The sequence below is a fragment of the Lutibacter citreus genome (assembly GCF_003260195.1).
Taxonomy (GTDB): domain Bacteria; phylum Bacteroidota; class Bacteroidia; order Flavobacteriales; family Flavobacteriaceae; genus Lutibacter; species Lutibacter citreus.
Genome location: NZ_QEIH01000009.1, coordinates 149,021 through 163,915, shown reverse-complemented (window position 1 = coordinate 163,915; position 14,895 = coordinate 149,021). Strand labels below are relative to the sequence as shown.

The following is a 14,895-nucleotide window of genomic DNA, read 5'->3' as shown; positions in this document are numbered from 1 at the left end:
TTAAACTACGTTAAGTGAACATGTTTATACAATTTCTTCTAAAATTTTAATATATAAATCTACTCCTTCTTTTATTTCGTTTACAAAAATAAACTCATTTGCTGTATGCGAACGTAAACTTTGCCCAGGTCCTAATTTTAATGAAGGACAACTTAAAACCGCTTGATCTGAAAGTGTTGGAGAACCATACGTTTCTCTTCCCAATTTAATTCCAGCTTGTACAATTTCGTGATTTTTAGGTATTGAAGATGAATTTAAACGCAAAGATCTTGGACAAACTTCTGATTTTACATTTGCAGAAATAATATCAAATACTTCTTGATTTGAATACGCATCTGTAACACGAACATCTACCACATATTTACAACTTGCAGGTATAACATTGTGCTGGCTACCTGCTTCAATTTGTGTAACGGTCATTTTAACCTTTCCTAAAGTTTCTGAAACCTTTGGAAATTCAAATGTTTGAAACCAGTTAATATCTTCCATTGCGTTGTAAATTGAATTATCTCCTACTCCGTGAGCTGCGTGACCTGCAGTTCCTTTTGCTTCGCAATTCATAACCATTAACCCTTTTTCTGCAATAGCTAAATTCATTAAAGTTGGCTCTCCTACAATTGCAAAATCAATTTTAGGAATAATTTTTAACATTGAATTTAAACCGTTTGGACCAGAATTTTCTTCTTCAGCAGAAGCAACAATTACAAAATTGTATTTTAAATCTTCTCTATTATAAAAATAGGTGAATGTTGCTAATAATGAAACCAAACAACCTCCGGCATCATTACTCCCCAAACCATATAATTTACCATCAATAACCTCTGCTTTTAATGGATCTCGTGTATAACCTTTGTTTGGTTTCACTGTATCATGATGAGAGTTTAACAAGATTGTTTTTTTTGATGCATCAAAATGTTTGTTTTTTGCCCAAACGTTGTGTTTATCAGTTTTAAACGGAATATCATGATACGAAAGAAATTGCGTAATTAATAACGCTGTTTCATTTTCTTCTCCAGAAAAAGATTGCGTTGAAATTAACTTTTTAAGCAATTCAATTGCTTCTTTTGTAAGTTGTTCTATCATTTTTTTTACAAACTTAATGTTGTGTATAATTTAGTTGATTTTTTCATTAATGAGACATCACCAATCTTCACCTTACTCACTCCTTTTTCTAATGAATTGAAACAATTATGAAGTTTAGGAATCATTCCATCAGCAATAATTCCTTGCTTTAGTAATTGTTCATATTTTTTTGAATTAATTTCAGTAATAACAGAATTTTTATCGTCAATACTTTCCAAAACACCTTTCAATTCAAAAACAAAATTTAATTCTGTCATATACAATTTACTCATTCCAATAGTAACTTCAGATGCAATTGTATCTGCATTTGTATTTAATAATTGTCCTTTTTTATCGTGTGTAATTGCGCAAAAAACTGGCGTTACATTATTTTTTAACAATACATCTATAATCTCAGAATTAATAGCGTCTACATCACCTGCAAAACCGTAATCTATATCTTTTACTATACGTTTATGAGCCAAAACACAATTTGCATCAGCGCCAGATAAACCCATAGCATTACAGCCTAAACTTTGCAATTTCGCTGTTACTTTTTTATTTAACAAACCTGCATAAACCATTGTTACCACTTCAACAGTAGCTGCATCAGTTACTCTTCTACCATTTATCATTTGAGGTTTTAAACCCATTGCAGAAGATACTTCAGTTGCTTTTCTCCCTCCACCATGCACCAATATTTTTGGCCCTTCTAATTCAGAAAAATCTTTTAAAAATGAAAATAACGCTTCTTCATTATTAATAACATTCCCTCCTATTTTTACAACTTTTAGTGTTTGTTTACTCATTTATTTTAAATTTTTAAACGTCATTCTGAATTTGATTCAGAACCTCATCACACGTTTCTTTAATTACTATGAGAGCCTAAAATCAAGTTCAGGTTAACAACTTTTTATAGTTTTTAAACTATAAATCCTCTAATATTTTTTTTAATACTATTTGAGCTGAATATGTTCTGTTATTTGCTTGTTCAATTACTATTGAATTTTCAGAGTCTATTACTTCATCAGCAACAACAACATTTCGCCTAACAGGTAAACAATGCATAAATTTACCTTTGTTCGTTACGTCCATTTTATCGCCCGTAATCATCCAATCTGAATCGCTTTTAACAACCTGACCATAATCTTTAAATGAACTCCAATTTTTTACATACACAAAATCTGCATTTTCAAATGCTTTCTTTTGATCATATTCAATATTTGAATTTTTTGTAATAGTTGGATCCAACTCATAACCTTTAGGATGTGTAATCACAAAATCTGCATCTTGTAATTGCATCATTTCAACAAATGAATTTGCAACGGCATGTGGAAGTGCTTTTGGATGTGGCGCCCAACTTAAAACAACCTTTGGTTTATGGGCTACTTTGTATTCTTCCATAGTAATTGCATCAGCCAAAGCTTGCATAGGATGCCCTACAGCACTTTCCATATTCACTACAGGAATACCTGCATATTTTTTAAAATTATTTAGAACAATTTCAGCTAAATCTTTTTCTTTATCTGTTAAACTTGCAAATGCTCTTATTGCTACAATATCGCAATATTGAGCAATTACTTGAGCTGCTTCCTTAACGTGTTCAGATTTATTTTTATTCATTACAACACCATCTTCATACTCTAATTGCCAACCTTCAGCACCAAAATTCATTACAATAGGATTCATCCCTAAATTTTGAGCTGCCTTTTGTGTACTTAAACGAGTACGTAAACTATTATTAAAAAACAATAAACAAATTGTTTTTCCTTTTCCAAGTTCTTCAAATTTTAGCGGTTGTTTTTTTAACTCAATAGCTTCTGAAATTGTTTCTTGCAAAGAATCTAAATCGTTAATGTTTAAGTAATTTTTCATTCTATTTTGTAATTATTTTGGTAAACTCCGATTCATTATTTATTGCATTCACAATAAAATTATCTTTCAACCCATTTACAATCCAAGTTTCAATAGTTGCTTTCTGAGCAATTTCAGCAGCAGCAATTTTTGTTGCCATACCGCCAGTTCCATGTTTTGAAATTGAATCTTCATTAATTTGACTTTTTAATGTCTCAATTTCAGATGTTTCTTTTATCGTTTCAAACTTATCAGCTTCAATAGAAGCTTTTGTATAAATACCATTGGTATTTGTAGCAATAATAAGTAAATCTACTTTTAATAACGAAGCTGTTAATGCAGATAATTTATCATTATCACCAAATTTTATTTCATCAGTTGCTACCGTATCATTTTCATTAATAATTGGGATATAATTATTTTCAACCAATACATTAATGGTATTTTTAATATTATCTCTAGATTTCTCTTTTTTAAAATCTGAATACGACAATAAACATTGGGAGGTAAATAAACCTAGTTCCCAAAAATTCTCGTGAAAAATACGCATTAAATGTGGTTGACCTATAGATGCTAAAGCTTGCTTTACGTTTATTAGCTTACCATTACTTTCAAGTTCAACAAATTGTTTTGCAACAGCAATTGCTCCTGAACTTACAATAACAAATTCGTATTTATCTTTTAATTGCGCTATCTGACGCGCAATATCTTCAAGTTTTCCTCTTGAAATTTGATTGGTTTCTTTTGTTAAAACATTAGAACCAATTTTTAATAAAATTCTTTTTTTATCTGATTTGCCCATTTCCTTTAACATACCATTTATTAGTTACCAAATGGTGTAATCCCATTGGGCCTCTATGGTGTAATTTATCTGTACTAATTGCTAGTTCTCCACCTAAACCAAACTGACCTCCATCTGTAAATCTAGAAGATGCATTTTGATAAACCGCTGCACAATCTGTATTTTCCATAAAAATTTCCGCAGTTTCATCATTTTTTGTAATAATTACTGCTGAATGTCCACCACTATATTTGTTAGATTTAGCAATTGCCTCTTCAGTTGAATTAACACTTCCAATAACAATTTTATAATCTAAAAACTCTTTATACCAAATTGATTCATTATCATATTCAGAAACATTATCATATGTTGATAATACAGCATCACCTAATATCTCAACATTAGATTCCAATAGTTTATCTACCAATGTTTTTATGAATTGATCTTTATTCTCCAATTTTGAATTAATCAATACTTTATCTACGGCGTTACATACAGATATATTGGACGTTTTTCCATTATTAATAATATTCAACGCAACATCTAAATCAGCTTCAGAATCTACATACACAAAGTTATTTCCTCTACCGCTAACAATTACTGGACATTTGGCATTTTTCTTAACAAACTCAATCAAACGCTCTCCTCCGCGCGGTACAATTAAATCTAATTGTTGGGTTGGATTTTCTAAAAATGCTTGTGTTTTTACCCGATCGTAATTTAAATACTCAACCCAATCTGTAGAAATATTGTGTTTTGTTAAGGCTTTATGCCATAATTCAACAATTTTTAAATTTGAATTTAAAGATTCTTTACCTCCTTTTAATAAAATTTTATTTCCAGATTTAAAAGCAATCCCGGCAGCCTCCACAGTAACATCTGGTCTCGATTCATAAATAATTAAAACAGTACCAAACGGAGCGGTTTTATTTATCATATTCATCCCGTTTTCATGCGTAAAATTATACAGCTCCTTTCCAATAGGTTCAGAATCAGCAACTAGTTGATTTAATGACAAAATCATTCCAGCTATTTTAGCATCGTCAACTTTTAATCGTTTTTCCATTGCTAAATCATCTCCATTGTAACTTTCTACATCTATAGTATTAGCGGCAACAATTAATGCTTGCTCCTGATCAATCAATTGAGCCATTGTGCTCAAAACATTGTTTTTTTGTTGAGTAGTTAATAACTTATTCATTATAAAATTTCTTTTAATGCATTGATAAAAATATCTACTTGCGCTTTTTTCATTGTTAACGGAGGTAAAATTCTTAACAACTTTTTATTCATTGAGCCACCAGTAAAAATTTGTTTATCAAAGATTAATTTCTTTCTTAATTCCCCAACTTCAAAATCAAATTCAACACCCAACATTAAACCTTTCCCCTTTACTTTTTGAACTTGAGAAATAGATTTAATTTGTTCTAAAAAATATGCCGAAACAGCATTCACATTTTTAATTAATTGCTCTTCTTCAATAATATTTAATACTGAAATTGCAGCGGCACACGCCAAATGATTTCCACCAAAAGTAGTCCCTAACATTCCGTATTTAGCTTTGTGCTTATCTAAAATTAACACACCACCAATTGGAAAACCATTGGCCATACCTTTTGCTGTTGTAATAATATCTGGGTGAATGTTATGATATTGAAAAGCGAAAAACTTTCCACTTCTACCATAACCTGACTGAATTTCATCTAAAATTAAAAATACATCTAGTTCTTTACATATTTTTTCAACTTCTTGAAAAAACTCGCTAGTACCCTCATCCAATCCTCCAACACCTTGAATTCCTTCAATAATAACAGCTGCAACATCTCCTTTCCCAAGTTCGTGAATTACCAACTCAATATTATTTAAAGGTAAAAATGTTACTTCTTGTTGAAGATTTATAGGTGCATTTATATTTTTATTATCTGTTGCTGCAACAGCTGCAGAAGTTCTTCCGTGAAAAGAGTTTTTAAAAGAAATAACTCTACTTTTTCCTGTTTTAAATGAAGCCAATTTTAAGGCATTTTCATTTGCTTCTGCTCCTGAATTACATAAAAACAAGTTATAATTCTCACAACCCGAAAGTTTTCCTAATTTTTTAGCCAATTCCTTTTGTAAAGGATTTTGAATTGAATTAGAATAAAATCCTAAATTGCTTAATTGATTTGAAATAGCTGCCACATATTTGGGGTGTGTATGACCTACAGAAATAACACCGTGACCACCATATAAATCTAAATATTTTGTTCCTTTAACATCCCATACATAAGTTCCTTCTGCTTTTACAGGAGTAACATCATACAATGGATAAACATCAAATAATTCCATAATTAAAATTTAAATTTGATTAATTTTATCAAATGAAGCCATCAACCCTTTTATTAAAGAAGAACTTAATCCTTGATGTTCCATTTCATTTAAACCTTGAATAGTACAACCACTAGGCGTTGTTACCTTATCAATTTCTTCTTCCGGATGGTTTCTAGATTTTATCAATAAACTAGCAGCACCTAAAGCCGTTTGCATAGAAAGTTCTTGTGCTTCTTCAGCATCAAAACCCAACTGAACAGCACCTTGCGTAGTCGCTCTAATTAAACGCATCCAAAAGGCAATTCCACTTGCACAAATAACAGTTGCTGCTTGCATTAAACGCTCTTCAATACACATAGTTTTACCCAAAGAATTAAAAATCATTTTAGCATATTCTATATTTTCAGCACCTTTTTTATTTCCACTCATACAAGTCATAGACTGCCCAACAGAAATAGCTGTATTTGGCATACTCCTTACAATAGCAATATCAGTACCTAAAACACTTTCAATCTCACTAATTTCCCTTCCTGTAACTACAGAAATAACAGTATGTCTTTTTGGATTTATATAATCTTTAATTTCTTCCAAAACTCCTTGTAATTGCTTTGGTTGAACGGCTATTATTATAACATCAGAAAAGCGAACAGCTTTTTTATTATCAGTTGAAATTTTAACGTTTGGTAATTTTGCTAAAGAATCTATTGAAGAGGTTTCTCTTTTAGTTAAATATAAATTTTTAAATTTAAAATTCTCTTGACTTAAAATTCCAATTGCTATTGAGTACCCTAAATTTCCTGTTCCTAAAATCGCTATTTTCATTGGTTTGTTTTTTGTTGAATTCTAAAATGAATTCGCTTTTAATTTTAATCCTTCTGTTTCATTAAAGCCAAACATTAAATTCATATTTTGAACTGCCTGACCCGAAGCTCCTTTTAATAAATTATCTATAACTGAGGTTATTAACAATTGATTTCCATGTTTTTCAATATGTAAAAAACAATTATTTGTATTTACAACTTGTTTTAAATGAATTGGAGTTTTTGAAACATGTGTAAATGCTGCATCTTTATAAAAGTTTTCAAATAATTTAACAGCTTCTTCAATGCTATCTTCATATTTTAAATAAATTGAAGCAAATATTCCTCTACTAAAATTTCCTCTATTTGGAATAAATAATAATTCTTGATTGAAATCTTTTTGAAGCCCTGCAATACTTTCTCCTATTTCACCTAAATGTTGATGTGTAAATGCTTTATACACTGAAAAATTATTATCTCTCCAACTAAAATGTGTTGTTGCCATTGGTGAAACTCCTGCTCCTGTAGATCCTGTGGTTGCGTTTATATGAACCGTATCATTTATTTTTAAAGCATTTGCTAATGGCAATAAAGCCATTTGAATTGCGGTTGCAAAACAACCTGGATTTGCAATATTAGTTGCCTTTTTAATTTCACTTTTTTGAGTTTCTGGCAATCCATACACAAATTTTCTTCCTTGAAAAACATCATCCGCATTCAACCTAAAATCATTACTTAAATCAATAATTTTTGTTGAATCCGAAAATGAATTATTCTCTAAAAATGCAGTTGAATTCCCATGTCCTAAACATAAAAATAAGACATCAACATTTTTATTGATCGTATCTGAAAATTTTAAATCTATAGAACCTAATAAGTCTTGATGAACTTGATAAATATAATTACCAGCATTTGAAGTGCTATAAACAAAATCTAATTCTGCTTGTGAGTGATTCACTAATAATCTAATTAACTCTCCTGCTGTGTAACCAGCTCCTCCAACTATTCCTACTTTTATCATAATTACGAGTTTACGCTATGATAAATTTTATTTGCCGTCCCCAAAATTTTAATAAATCCTTTTGCATCTTCTGCAGTCCACGCTTTATTAGTTTCTCCATATTCACCAAATTTAGATTTCATTAAATCATGTTTAGATTCAATTCCATTTAAACTAAAGTGATAAGGTTTTAGAGTTAAATAAACTTCACCAGTTACTGTTTTTTGAGAATTAGTTAAAAACGCTTCAAGATCTCTCATTGCAGGTTCAAAGTACTGACCATCATGCAATAATGTTCCATATGTACTACCAATACCTTCTTTTAAGTTTTGTTGCCATTTAGAAAGCACATGTTTTTCTAACAAATGATGCGCTTTAATAATAACTGTAGCTGCAGCAGCTTCAAAACCAACTCTACCTTTAATACCAACAATAGTATCCCCAACGTGAATATCTCTACCAATTGCATATTTTGAAGCAATTTCTTCAACTTTTAAAATTGTTTTAACTGGCGTGTCAAATTCATCATTTAAACCAACTAATTCACCTTTTTTAAAATGCAATTTAATATCTGTTGGTTCCGTTTTTTCTAATTGACTTGGGTAAGCTGATTCTGGTAAAGATTGGTGAGATGTTAAAGTTTCAACACCACCTACACTTGTTCCCCAAATTCCTTTATTAATTGAGTATTTAGCTTGAGACCAAGGGTAGTCTACTCCGTGTTTTTTTAAGTATTCAATTTCTTCGTGTCTTGATAATTTTAAATCTCTAATTGGTGTAATAATCTCAATTTCTGGAGCTAATGTTTGGAAAATCATATCGAAACGAACTTGATCATTTCCAGCTCCTGTACTTCCATGAGCTATATATTTTGCATTAATTTTTTTAGCATACTCAACAACTTCAATAGCTTGAAAAACACGTTCAGCGCTTACAGATAATGGATATGTATTATTTTTCAATACATTTCCATAAACCATAAATTTAATAGCCTTTTCGTAATAAATATCTAATATATTATGATTTGTGTGTGTTTTCACACCCATATCATAAGCCTTAGCTTCTACTACTTTTAACTCTTCTTCTGAAAACCCACCTGTATTTACTAATACACTGTGAACTTCTAAATTTAATTCGTTTTGTAAATATTTTACACAATAAGATGTGTCTAAACCTCCGCTATATGCAACTACAACTTTTTCCATGATATTATTTAGTTTTCTTCTTTAGAAATAATGCTTGTTTTATTCTTTTTAATCTGTTCAATGTTTTTGAATTGTATTTATGCTCTTTTACAAGTTTTACATGTTTTGGGTCATATAACATTCCTGTACATAAACACATTTTTTTCTCTGTCCTCAATAAAACATCGTAGTTTTTACAAGTTTTACATCCATTCCAAAAAGCTTCATCAGTAGTTAATTCTGAAAAAGTTACTGGTTGATACCCTAACTCATAATTAATTTTTAAAACTGCCAAACCTGTAGTAATACCAAATATTTTAGCTTCTGGATATTTTTCTTTGGAATATTCTAAAATTTTAGTTTTAATTTTTTTTGCCAAACCTTGATTTCTAAAATCAGGATGTACAATTAATCCCGAATTAACTACAAATGACTTATTATCCCAAGTTTCTATATAACAAAACCCAGCAAATTTATCATTTTCAAGAGCAATAATGGCATCACCTGTACTAATTTTTTTCGAGACATATTCAGGTGTTCTTTCAGCAATACCTGTACCTCTTACCTTTGCAGACTCCTTTATAGTGTCACAAATTATTTCTGCATATTTTATATGCGATATATTAGCAATAACAACTTTCATTGTTCACTTTTTGAATTATAAAATTAATATATTTATGTTTTTGAGAAGCGAAAACGAACTCATCGTTTTCAATAAAAATTAAGCCCGCAAGGGGCGGCGCACGAAGCGGCGTACATTTGTAGTATGTAACTTATTAATTTTCATTAGTACAATAATACGCATTTTTTCTAATACATTATCCGTTTTGTTTAATATTTAACAACATTCATATAAAGACCCTAAATAATTAACAAATTTTAAATTAAAAATTGAAATAATTCAGGATTATCATTTAAATAATCTCCCAAAAACCCCTTTTCTTTCATTCTTGCCACTAAAGGTTCAAAATCTTCTTTAGATTCAAGTTGAATCCCAACTACTGCAGGTCCATTATCTCTATTATTCTTTTTTGTATATTCAAAATAGGTTATATCGTCGTTTGCACCTAAAACATCAACTACAAATTCTTTTAAAGCCCCAGCTCTTTGCGGAAATCTAATAATAAAATAATGCTTTAAACCTTTAAAAAGTAAAGCTCTTTCTTTCATTTCTTCCATTCGGGTAATATCATTATTACCTCCACTTACAACACATACAACTGTCTTTCCTTTAATTTGCTCTTTATACTGTTCTAAAACAGCAATAGACAATGCGCCGGCAGGTTCAACCACCAAAGCATTTTCATTATATACTTTTAATATTGTTGTGCAAATTTGTCCTTCACAAACGGTATCTGTATTGTTTAACAACTCTTTACAAAACTCAAAAGTAATTTCTCCCATTCTTTTAACAGCAGCACCATCAACAAACTTTTCAATTTCAGTTAAGGTTGTATTTATTCCGTTTTTTAATGAAGTTGTTAAAGAAGGCGCTCCTTTAGGCTCTACCCCAATAAGTTTTGTTTCTGGACTTAAAGCTTTAAAAACACTTCCCACTCCAGAAGCTAAACCTCCTCCTCCAACAGGCATAAATAAGTAATCAATTTGAGTATCAATATCATTCAATATTTCCAAACCAATTGTTCCTTGACCGGCAATAACATCTAAATCATCAAACGGATGCACAAACGTACTATTGTTAGCATCACAAAATTCCTTAGCAGCTGCTTGGCTATCATCATAACTATCACCAATAAGCTGTACATCAACAAACTCACCACCAAACATTCTTACCTGATCAATTTTTTGATGAGGCGTAGTTACAGGCATAAAAATAGTTCCATTCACTTCTAATTTCTTACAAGCAAAAGCAACTCCTTGTGCGTGATTTCCTGCACTTGCACAAACAATTCCATTTTCTAATTCCTTAGATGATAAACCTTGAATTTTATTATAGGCTCCTCTAATTTTATAGGAACGGACAACTTGAAGATCTTCTCTTTTAAAATAAATATTTGCTCCGTATTCCTCAGAAAAATTTTTCATAAACATTAAAGGAGTTGCTTGCACAACTCCTTTAATGCTCTGTTGAGCTTTATAAATTTTTTCTAATGAAATACTTTTTTTAGTAGATTCACTCAAAATTTAATTTTTTAAATAATTTTCTTCATTGCCGTCATAGATTCTCTTAAATACTCCCCTATTTCTTCAACTGGGTGATTTCTAATAACTGCATTTACTTCAATTAACTCTTTATTATCAACTCCTGTAGTACCATCATTAAATGGGCGACCAACTAAATTACTTGGCGCATTTTTAACATAATCTGCAATTAAAGGTTTACAAGCGTGATCAAATAAATAACAACCGTATTCAGCTGTATCAGAAATTACACTATTCATTTCGTATAATTTTCTTCTTGCAATTGTGTTTGCGATTAATGGAGTTTCGTGTAAAGATTCATAATAAGCAGATTCATCAATAATACCAGAATCTGTCATTGCTTCAAAAGCCAATTCAACACCTGCTTTTACCATGGCTACCATTAATGCACCATTATCAAAATATTCTTGTTCAGAAATTTCAACATCTCCTGCAGGAGTTTTTTCAAATGCAGTTTCGCCTGTTGCAGCTCTCCAAGTTAATAAATTAACATCATCATTAGCCCAATCCTCCATCATTGTTTTTGAGAATTCACCTTCCATAATATCATCCATATGTTTTTGAAATAATGGACGCATAATTTCTTTTAATTCTTCTGAAACTTTAAATGCTGCTATTTTTGCTGGATTAGAAAGTCTATCCATCATATTAGTAATACCTCCATATTTTAAAGCTTCTGTAATAGTTTCCCAACCATATTGAATTAATTTAGAAGCATAACCTGCTTCTACACCTTCATCAATCATTTTGTCGAAACATAAAATAGATCCTGTTTGTAACAAACCACAAAGTATAGTTTGTTCACCCATTAAATCTGATTTTACCTCAGCTACAAATGAAGATTCTAACACACCCGCTGTGTGACCTCCAGTACCAACTGCATAAGCTTTTGCTTGTGCCCAACCCTTTCCTTCAGGATCATTTTCTGGATGTACCGCTATTAATGTTGGAACACCAAAACCTCTTTTATATTCTTCTCTTACTTCAGAACCAGGTGATTTTGGAGCTACCATAATCACTGTTATATCTTTACGTACTTGCATTCCTTCTTCAACAATATTGAATCCGTGAGAATACGATAATGTTGCTCCTTTTTTCATTAAAGGCATAACTGCATTAACAACATTTGAGTGTTGCTTATCTGGAGTTAAATTAATTAGTAAATCTGCAGAAGGAATCATTTCTTCATAAGTTCCTACTTTAAAATTGTTCTCTGAAGCATTTAAAAACGATTGTCTTTTTTCAGCAATTGCAGCAGGTCTTAATGTATAAGAAACATCTAAACCTGAATCTCTCATATTTAAACCTTGATTTAACCCTTGAGCTCCACAACCAATAATTACAATTTTTTTTCCTTTTAAAGCTTCTACACCTTCTCCAAATTCCGAAGAATCCATAAATCTACATTTTCCTAATTGATCTAATTTATCTCTTAATGAAAGTGTGTTAAAATAATTTGCCATTTTTTTTATTCTTTTATTCTTTTAATTAAATTCTTGTAATAATTCTGAAATTGCCATTTTAGGTCTTGTAATTGCTATACGTCCTGAACGAACAAATTGCAACAAACCATAAGGTTTTAATTTCCTATACATTTTATCTATATTTTCTTTTGTTCCTGAAGCTTCAATAACAAAATAATTTTCAGTTATTGTAAGTATATGAGCTCTTCTAAATTTAAATTTTTTCTGAAGTTTCTCATCGTATAAATGTTCTGATGAAATTTTAAACAAAGCTGTTTCATTGTAAATAATTTCATCTTGTGTGTGATAAAAAGCTCGTATTACTTCAATTTGCTTTTCTAATTGCCCTGCAACTTTTCTAGCTAGTACTTCAGGTATATTCACTACAAATGTAAATCTGTGAACGTTTTCAATTTCTGATTTTGAAACAGACATACTCTCAATATTAATATGTCGTTTTAAAAATATTGCAGAAAGACGGTTTAATATTCCTACGTTATTTTCAGTATATACTGAAAATGTAAAATTTATAATTTCTTCCATAATTAACTTAATCTTATATCTGAAACACTTGCTCCTGTTGGTATCATTGGAAAAACATTGTCTTCTTTTTCAATAACTACTTCAAGAAAATAGGATTCTTTTGATTGCACCATTGTTTTTATTGCTTGAGCCAAATTTCCTCGACTCGAAACTCTTTGAGCTTCAATATCATAAGATTCTGCTAATTTAACAAAATCTGGACTCACCATTTCTGTTGAGGCATAGCGTTTATCAAAAAACAGTTCTTGCCATTGACGTACCATTCCTAAATAACCATTATTTAATACTACAATTTTAACAGCTGCTCTTGTTTGTAATATTGTCCCCAATTCATTACAAGTCATTTGATAACCTCCATCTCCAATAATAGCAATTACTTCACGATTTGGAACTCCCAGTTTTGCACCAATTGCTGCTGGCAATGCAAATCCCATAGTTCCCAATCCACCAGAAGTAACATTACTTCTTGTTTTTGTAAAGTTAGCATAACGCCAAGCAAACATTTGATGCTGCCCAACATCGGTAACTATTACAGCATCTCCTTTTGTTTCTTTATTAATACCACTTAAAACCTCACCCATTGTTAAGCCTTGCTTGATAGGATTTAATTGATCGTCAATTACAGTTTCTTTTTCAATTTGATATAATTTATCAAATTCTTTCATCCATTCACTATGATCTCCTTTATTAACATATTGCATTATATCCACTAAAGTTTCCTTTACTGAACCCAAAACAGCAATATCTGTTTTTACATTTTTATCAATTTCAGAAGGGTCAATTTCTAAATGAATAACTTTTGCTTGCTTTGCGTATGTTTCTAAATTTCCAGTAACACGGTCATCAAAACGCATACCAATAGCAATTAAAACATCACAAGAATTGGTTAATACATTTGGTGCATAATTACCATGCATACCAACCATACCAACATTTAAAGGGTGTGCTGTATCTAAAGCTGAAAGGCCAAGACCTGTACAAGCTGAAGGAATATTTGTTTTTTCTATAAAGTTTTTAAACTCTTGTTCTGCTTCACCAATTATAACTCCTTGTCCCCAAACAATAAATGGTTTTTTTGCGCTATTTATTAATGTAGCTGCTTCTTTTACTTTTTTAGTATCAAACTTAGGAATTGCTCTATAACTTCTTATTTTTTCACATTTTTTATATGAAAAATCCAACTCTCCAAATTGAGCATCTTTAGTAATATCAATTAAAACGGGTCCTGGTCTTCCAGATTTTGCAATGTAAAATGCTTTAGCAATAACTTCAGGGATTTCTGAAGCTTTTGTAACTTGATAATTCCATTTGGTTACAGGTGTTGAAATACCAATTATATCGGTTTCCTGAAAAGCATCCGACCCTAATAAATGAGATGCTACTTGACCTGTAATACACACTAAAGGTGTAGAATCTATTTGGGCATCAGCAATACCAGTAACTAAATTTGTTGCTCCAGGTCCTGAGGTTGCAAATACAATTCCTGGTTTTCCAGTAACACGTGCAAAGCCTTGCGCTGCGTGTATTGCTCCTTGTTCATGACGTGTTAAAACATGGTGAAATTTTTCACGATATTTATATATTTCATCATAAACTGGCATAATGGCTCCTCCCGGATATCCAAAAGCCAAATCAGCACCTTCCGCTAAAAGGCAATTTAGAACTGCCTCTGCACCTGAAATTTTAACAGTTTTTGCTGTCTCCTTCTGTTTCGCTTCCTTGTTTAATGTTTTCATAT

The 14,895-nt window shown here is 30.9% G+C and carries 14 protein-coding genes; all 14 read right to left on the bottom strand.

What is annotated here, in order from left to right; genetic code table 11:
• Window positions 1-24: 24 nt before the first annotated feature.
• The 14 genes from DAD81_RS17990 to ilvB all read right to left on the bottom strand — a co-directional run bounded on the left by DAD81_RS17990 (window position 25) and on the right by ilvB (window position 14,893).
• Window positions 25-1,083: a M20 family metallo-hydrolase gene (locus DAD81_RS17990; RefSeq protein ID WP_111709699.1), complete on the bottom strand. Its 1,059-nt coding sequence runs from the start codon at window positions 1,081-1,083 to the stop codon at window positions 25-27.
• A 5-nt stretch (window positions 1,084-1,088) separates the two neighbouring features.
• Window positions 1,089-1,871, bottom strand: coding sequence for an acetylglutamate kinase (gene argB, locus DAD81_RS17985; RefSeq protein WP_111709698.1), 783 nt, complete (start codon window positions 1,869-1,871; stop codon window positions 1,089-1,091).
• Window positions 1,872-1,989: 118 nt separating this feature from the next.
• The gene (locus DAD81_RS17980) at window positions 1,990-2,937 is read right to left on the bottom strand and encodes an N-acetylornithine carbamoyltransferase (RefSeq protein WP_111709697.1); all 948 of its coding nucleotides are present in this window, start codon (window positions 2,935-2,937) and stop codon (window positions 1,990-1,992) included.
• A gap of 1 nt (window position 2,938) precedes the next feature.
• Window positions 2,939-3,718, bottom strand: coding sequence for a glutamate 5-kinase (gene proB, locus DAD81_RS17975; RefSeq protein WP_111709745.1), 780 nt, complete (start codon window positions 3,716-3,718; stop codon window positions 2,939-2,941).
• Entirely contained in the window at window positions 3,702-4,898 is a 1,197-nt protein-coding gene (locus DAD81_RS17970) for a glutamate-5-semialdehyde dehydrogenase (RefSeq protein ID WP_111709696.1), read from the bottom strand. The genes proB and DAD81_RS17970 overlap by 17 nt, the downstream gene beginning before the upstream one ends.
• Window positions 4,898-6,022 carry an aspartate aminotransferase family protein gene (locus DAD81_RS17965; protein WP_111709695.1) on the bottom strand — a complete coding sequence of 375 codons (1,125 nt, stop codon included), beginning with the start codon at window positions 6,020-6,022 and terminating at the stop codon, window positions 4,898-4,900. The genes DAD81_RS17970 and DAD81_RS17965 overlap by 1 nt, the downstream gene beginning before the upstream one ends.
• Before the next feature lie 9 nt (window positions 6,023-6,031).
• Window positions 6,032-6,826, bottom strand: a complete 795-nt coding sequence (proC, locus tag DAD81_RS17960) for a pyrroline-5-carboxylate reductase (protein ID WP_111709694.1) — start codon at window positions 6,824-6,826, stop codon at window positions 6,032-6,034.
• A gap of 21 nt (window positions 6,827-6,847) precedes the next feature.
• Window positions 6,848-7,825: an N-acetyl-gamma-glutamyl-phosphate reductase gene (argC, locus tag DAD81_RS17955; protein WP_111709693.1), complete on the bottom strand. Its 978-nt coding sequence runs from the start codon at window positions 7,823-7,825 to the stop codon at window positions 6,848-6,850.
• Window positions 7,826-7,827: 2 nt separating this feature from the next.
• A complete protein-coding gene (gene argG / locus DAD81_RS17950) occupies window positions 7,828-9,009 on the bottom strand; it encodes an argininosuccinate synthase (RefSeq protein ID WP_111709692.1) in 1,182 nt (393 codons plus the stop codon).
• 4 nt (window positions 9,010-9,013) lie between these two features.
• Complete coding sequence (locus DAD81_RS17945) at window positions 9,014-9,631, bottom strand: GNAT family N-acetyltransferase (RefSeq protein WP_111709691.1); 618 nt, start codon at window positions 9,629-9,631, stop codon at window positions 9,014-9,016.
• A 236-nt stretch (window positions 9,632-9,867) separates the two neighbouring features.
• Window positions 9,868-11,130, bottom strand: coding sequence for a threonine ammonia-lyase IlvA (ilvA, locus tag DAD81_RS17940; protein WP_111709690.1), 1,263 nt, complete (start codon window positions 11,128-11,130; stop codon window positions 9,868-9,870).
• A gap of 11 nt (window positions 11,131-11,141) precedes the next feature.
• Window positions 11,142-12,614 (bottom strand): ketol-acid reductoisomerase, encoded by a 1,473-nt coding sequence (ilvC, locus tag DAD81_RS17935; protein WP_111709689.1) that lies wholly within the window; start codon window positions 12,612-12,614, stop codon window positions 11,142-11,144.
• A gap of 21 nt (window positions 12,615-12,635) precedes the next feature.
• Window positions 12,636-13,157 (bottom strand): acetolactate synthase small subunit, encoded by a 522-nt coding sequence (ilvN, locus tag DAD81_RS17930; RefSeq protein ID WP_111709688.1) that lies wholly within the window; start codon window positions 13,155-13,157, stop codon window positions 12,636-12,638.
• 2 nt (window positions 13,158-13,159) lie between these two features.
• Entirely contained in the window at window positions 13,160-14,893 is a 1,734-nt protein-coding gene (gene ilvB / locus DAD81_RS17925; RefSeq protein WP_111709687.1) for a biosynthetic-type acetolactate synthase large subunit, read from the bottom strand.
• Window positions 14,894-14,895: the final 2 nt, after the last annotated feature.

Excerpts from the sequence above, each read along its gene's own strand:
- DAD81_RS17990 (WP_111709699.1), bottom strand. The coding sequence starts at position 1,083 with ATGATAGAACAACTTACAAAAGAAGCAATTGAATTGCTTAAAAAGTTA.
- argB (WP_111709698.1), bottom strand. The coding sequence starts at position 1,871 with ATGAGTAAACAAACACTAAAAGTTGTAAAAATAGGAGGGAATGTTATT.
- DAD81_RS17980 (WP_111709697.1), bottom strand. The coding sequence starts at position 2,937 with ATGAAAAATTACTTAAACATTAACGATTTAGATTCTTTGCAAGAAACA.
- proB (WP_111709745.1), bottom strand. The coding sequence starts at position 3,718 with ATGGGCAAATCAGATAAAAAAAGAATTTTATTAAAAATTGGTTCTAAT.
- DAD81_RS17970 (WP_111709696.1), bottom strand. The coding sequence starts at position 4,898 with ATGAATAAGTTATTAACTACTCAACAAAAAAACAATGTTTTGAGCACA.
- DAD81_RS17965 (WP_111709695.1), bottom strand. The coding sequence starts at position 6,022 with ATGGAATTATTTGATGTTTATCCATTGTATGATGTTACTCCTGTAAAA.
- proC (WP_111709694.1), bottom strand. The coding sequence starts at position 6,826 with ATGAAAATAGCGATTTTAGGAACAGGAAATTTAGGGTACTCAATAGCA.
- argC (WP_111709693.1), bottom strand. The coding sequence starts at position 7,825 with ATGATAAAAGTAGGAATAGTTGGAGGAGCTGGTTACACAGCAGGAGAG.
- argG (WP_111709692.1), bottom strand. The coding sequence starts at position 9,009 with ATGGAAAAAGTTGTAGTTGCATATAGCGGAGGTTTAGACACATCTTAT.
- DAD81_RS17945 (WP_111709691.1), bottom strand. The coding sequence starts at position 9,631 with ATGAAAGTTGTTATTGCTAATATATCGCATATAAAATATGCAGAAATA.
- ilvC (WP_111709689.1), bottom strand. The coding sequence starts at position 12,614 with ATGGCAAATTATTTTAACACACTTTCATTAAGAGATAAATTAGATCAA.
- ilvN (WP_111709688.1), bottom strand. The coding sequence starts at position 13,157 with ATGGAAGAAATTATAAATTTTACATTTTCAGTATATACTGAAAATAAC.
- ilvB (WP_111709687.1), bottom strand. The coding sequence starts at position 14,893 with ATGAAAACATTAAACAAGGAAGCGAAACAGAAGGAGACAGCAAAAACT.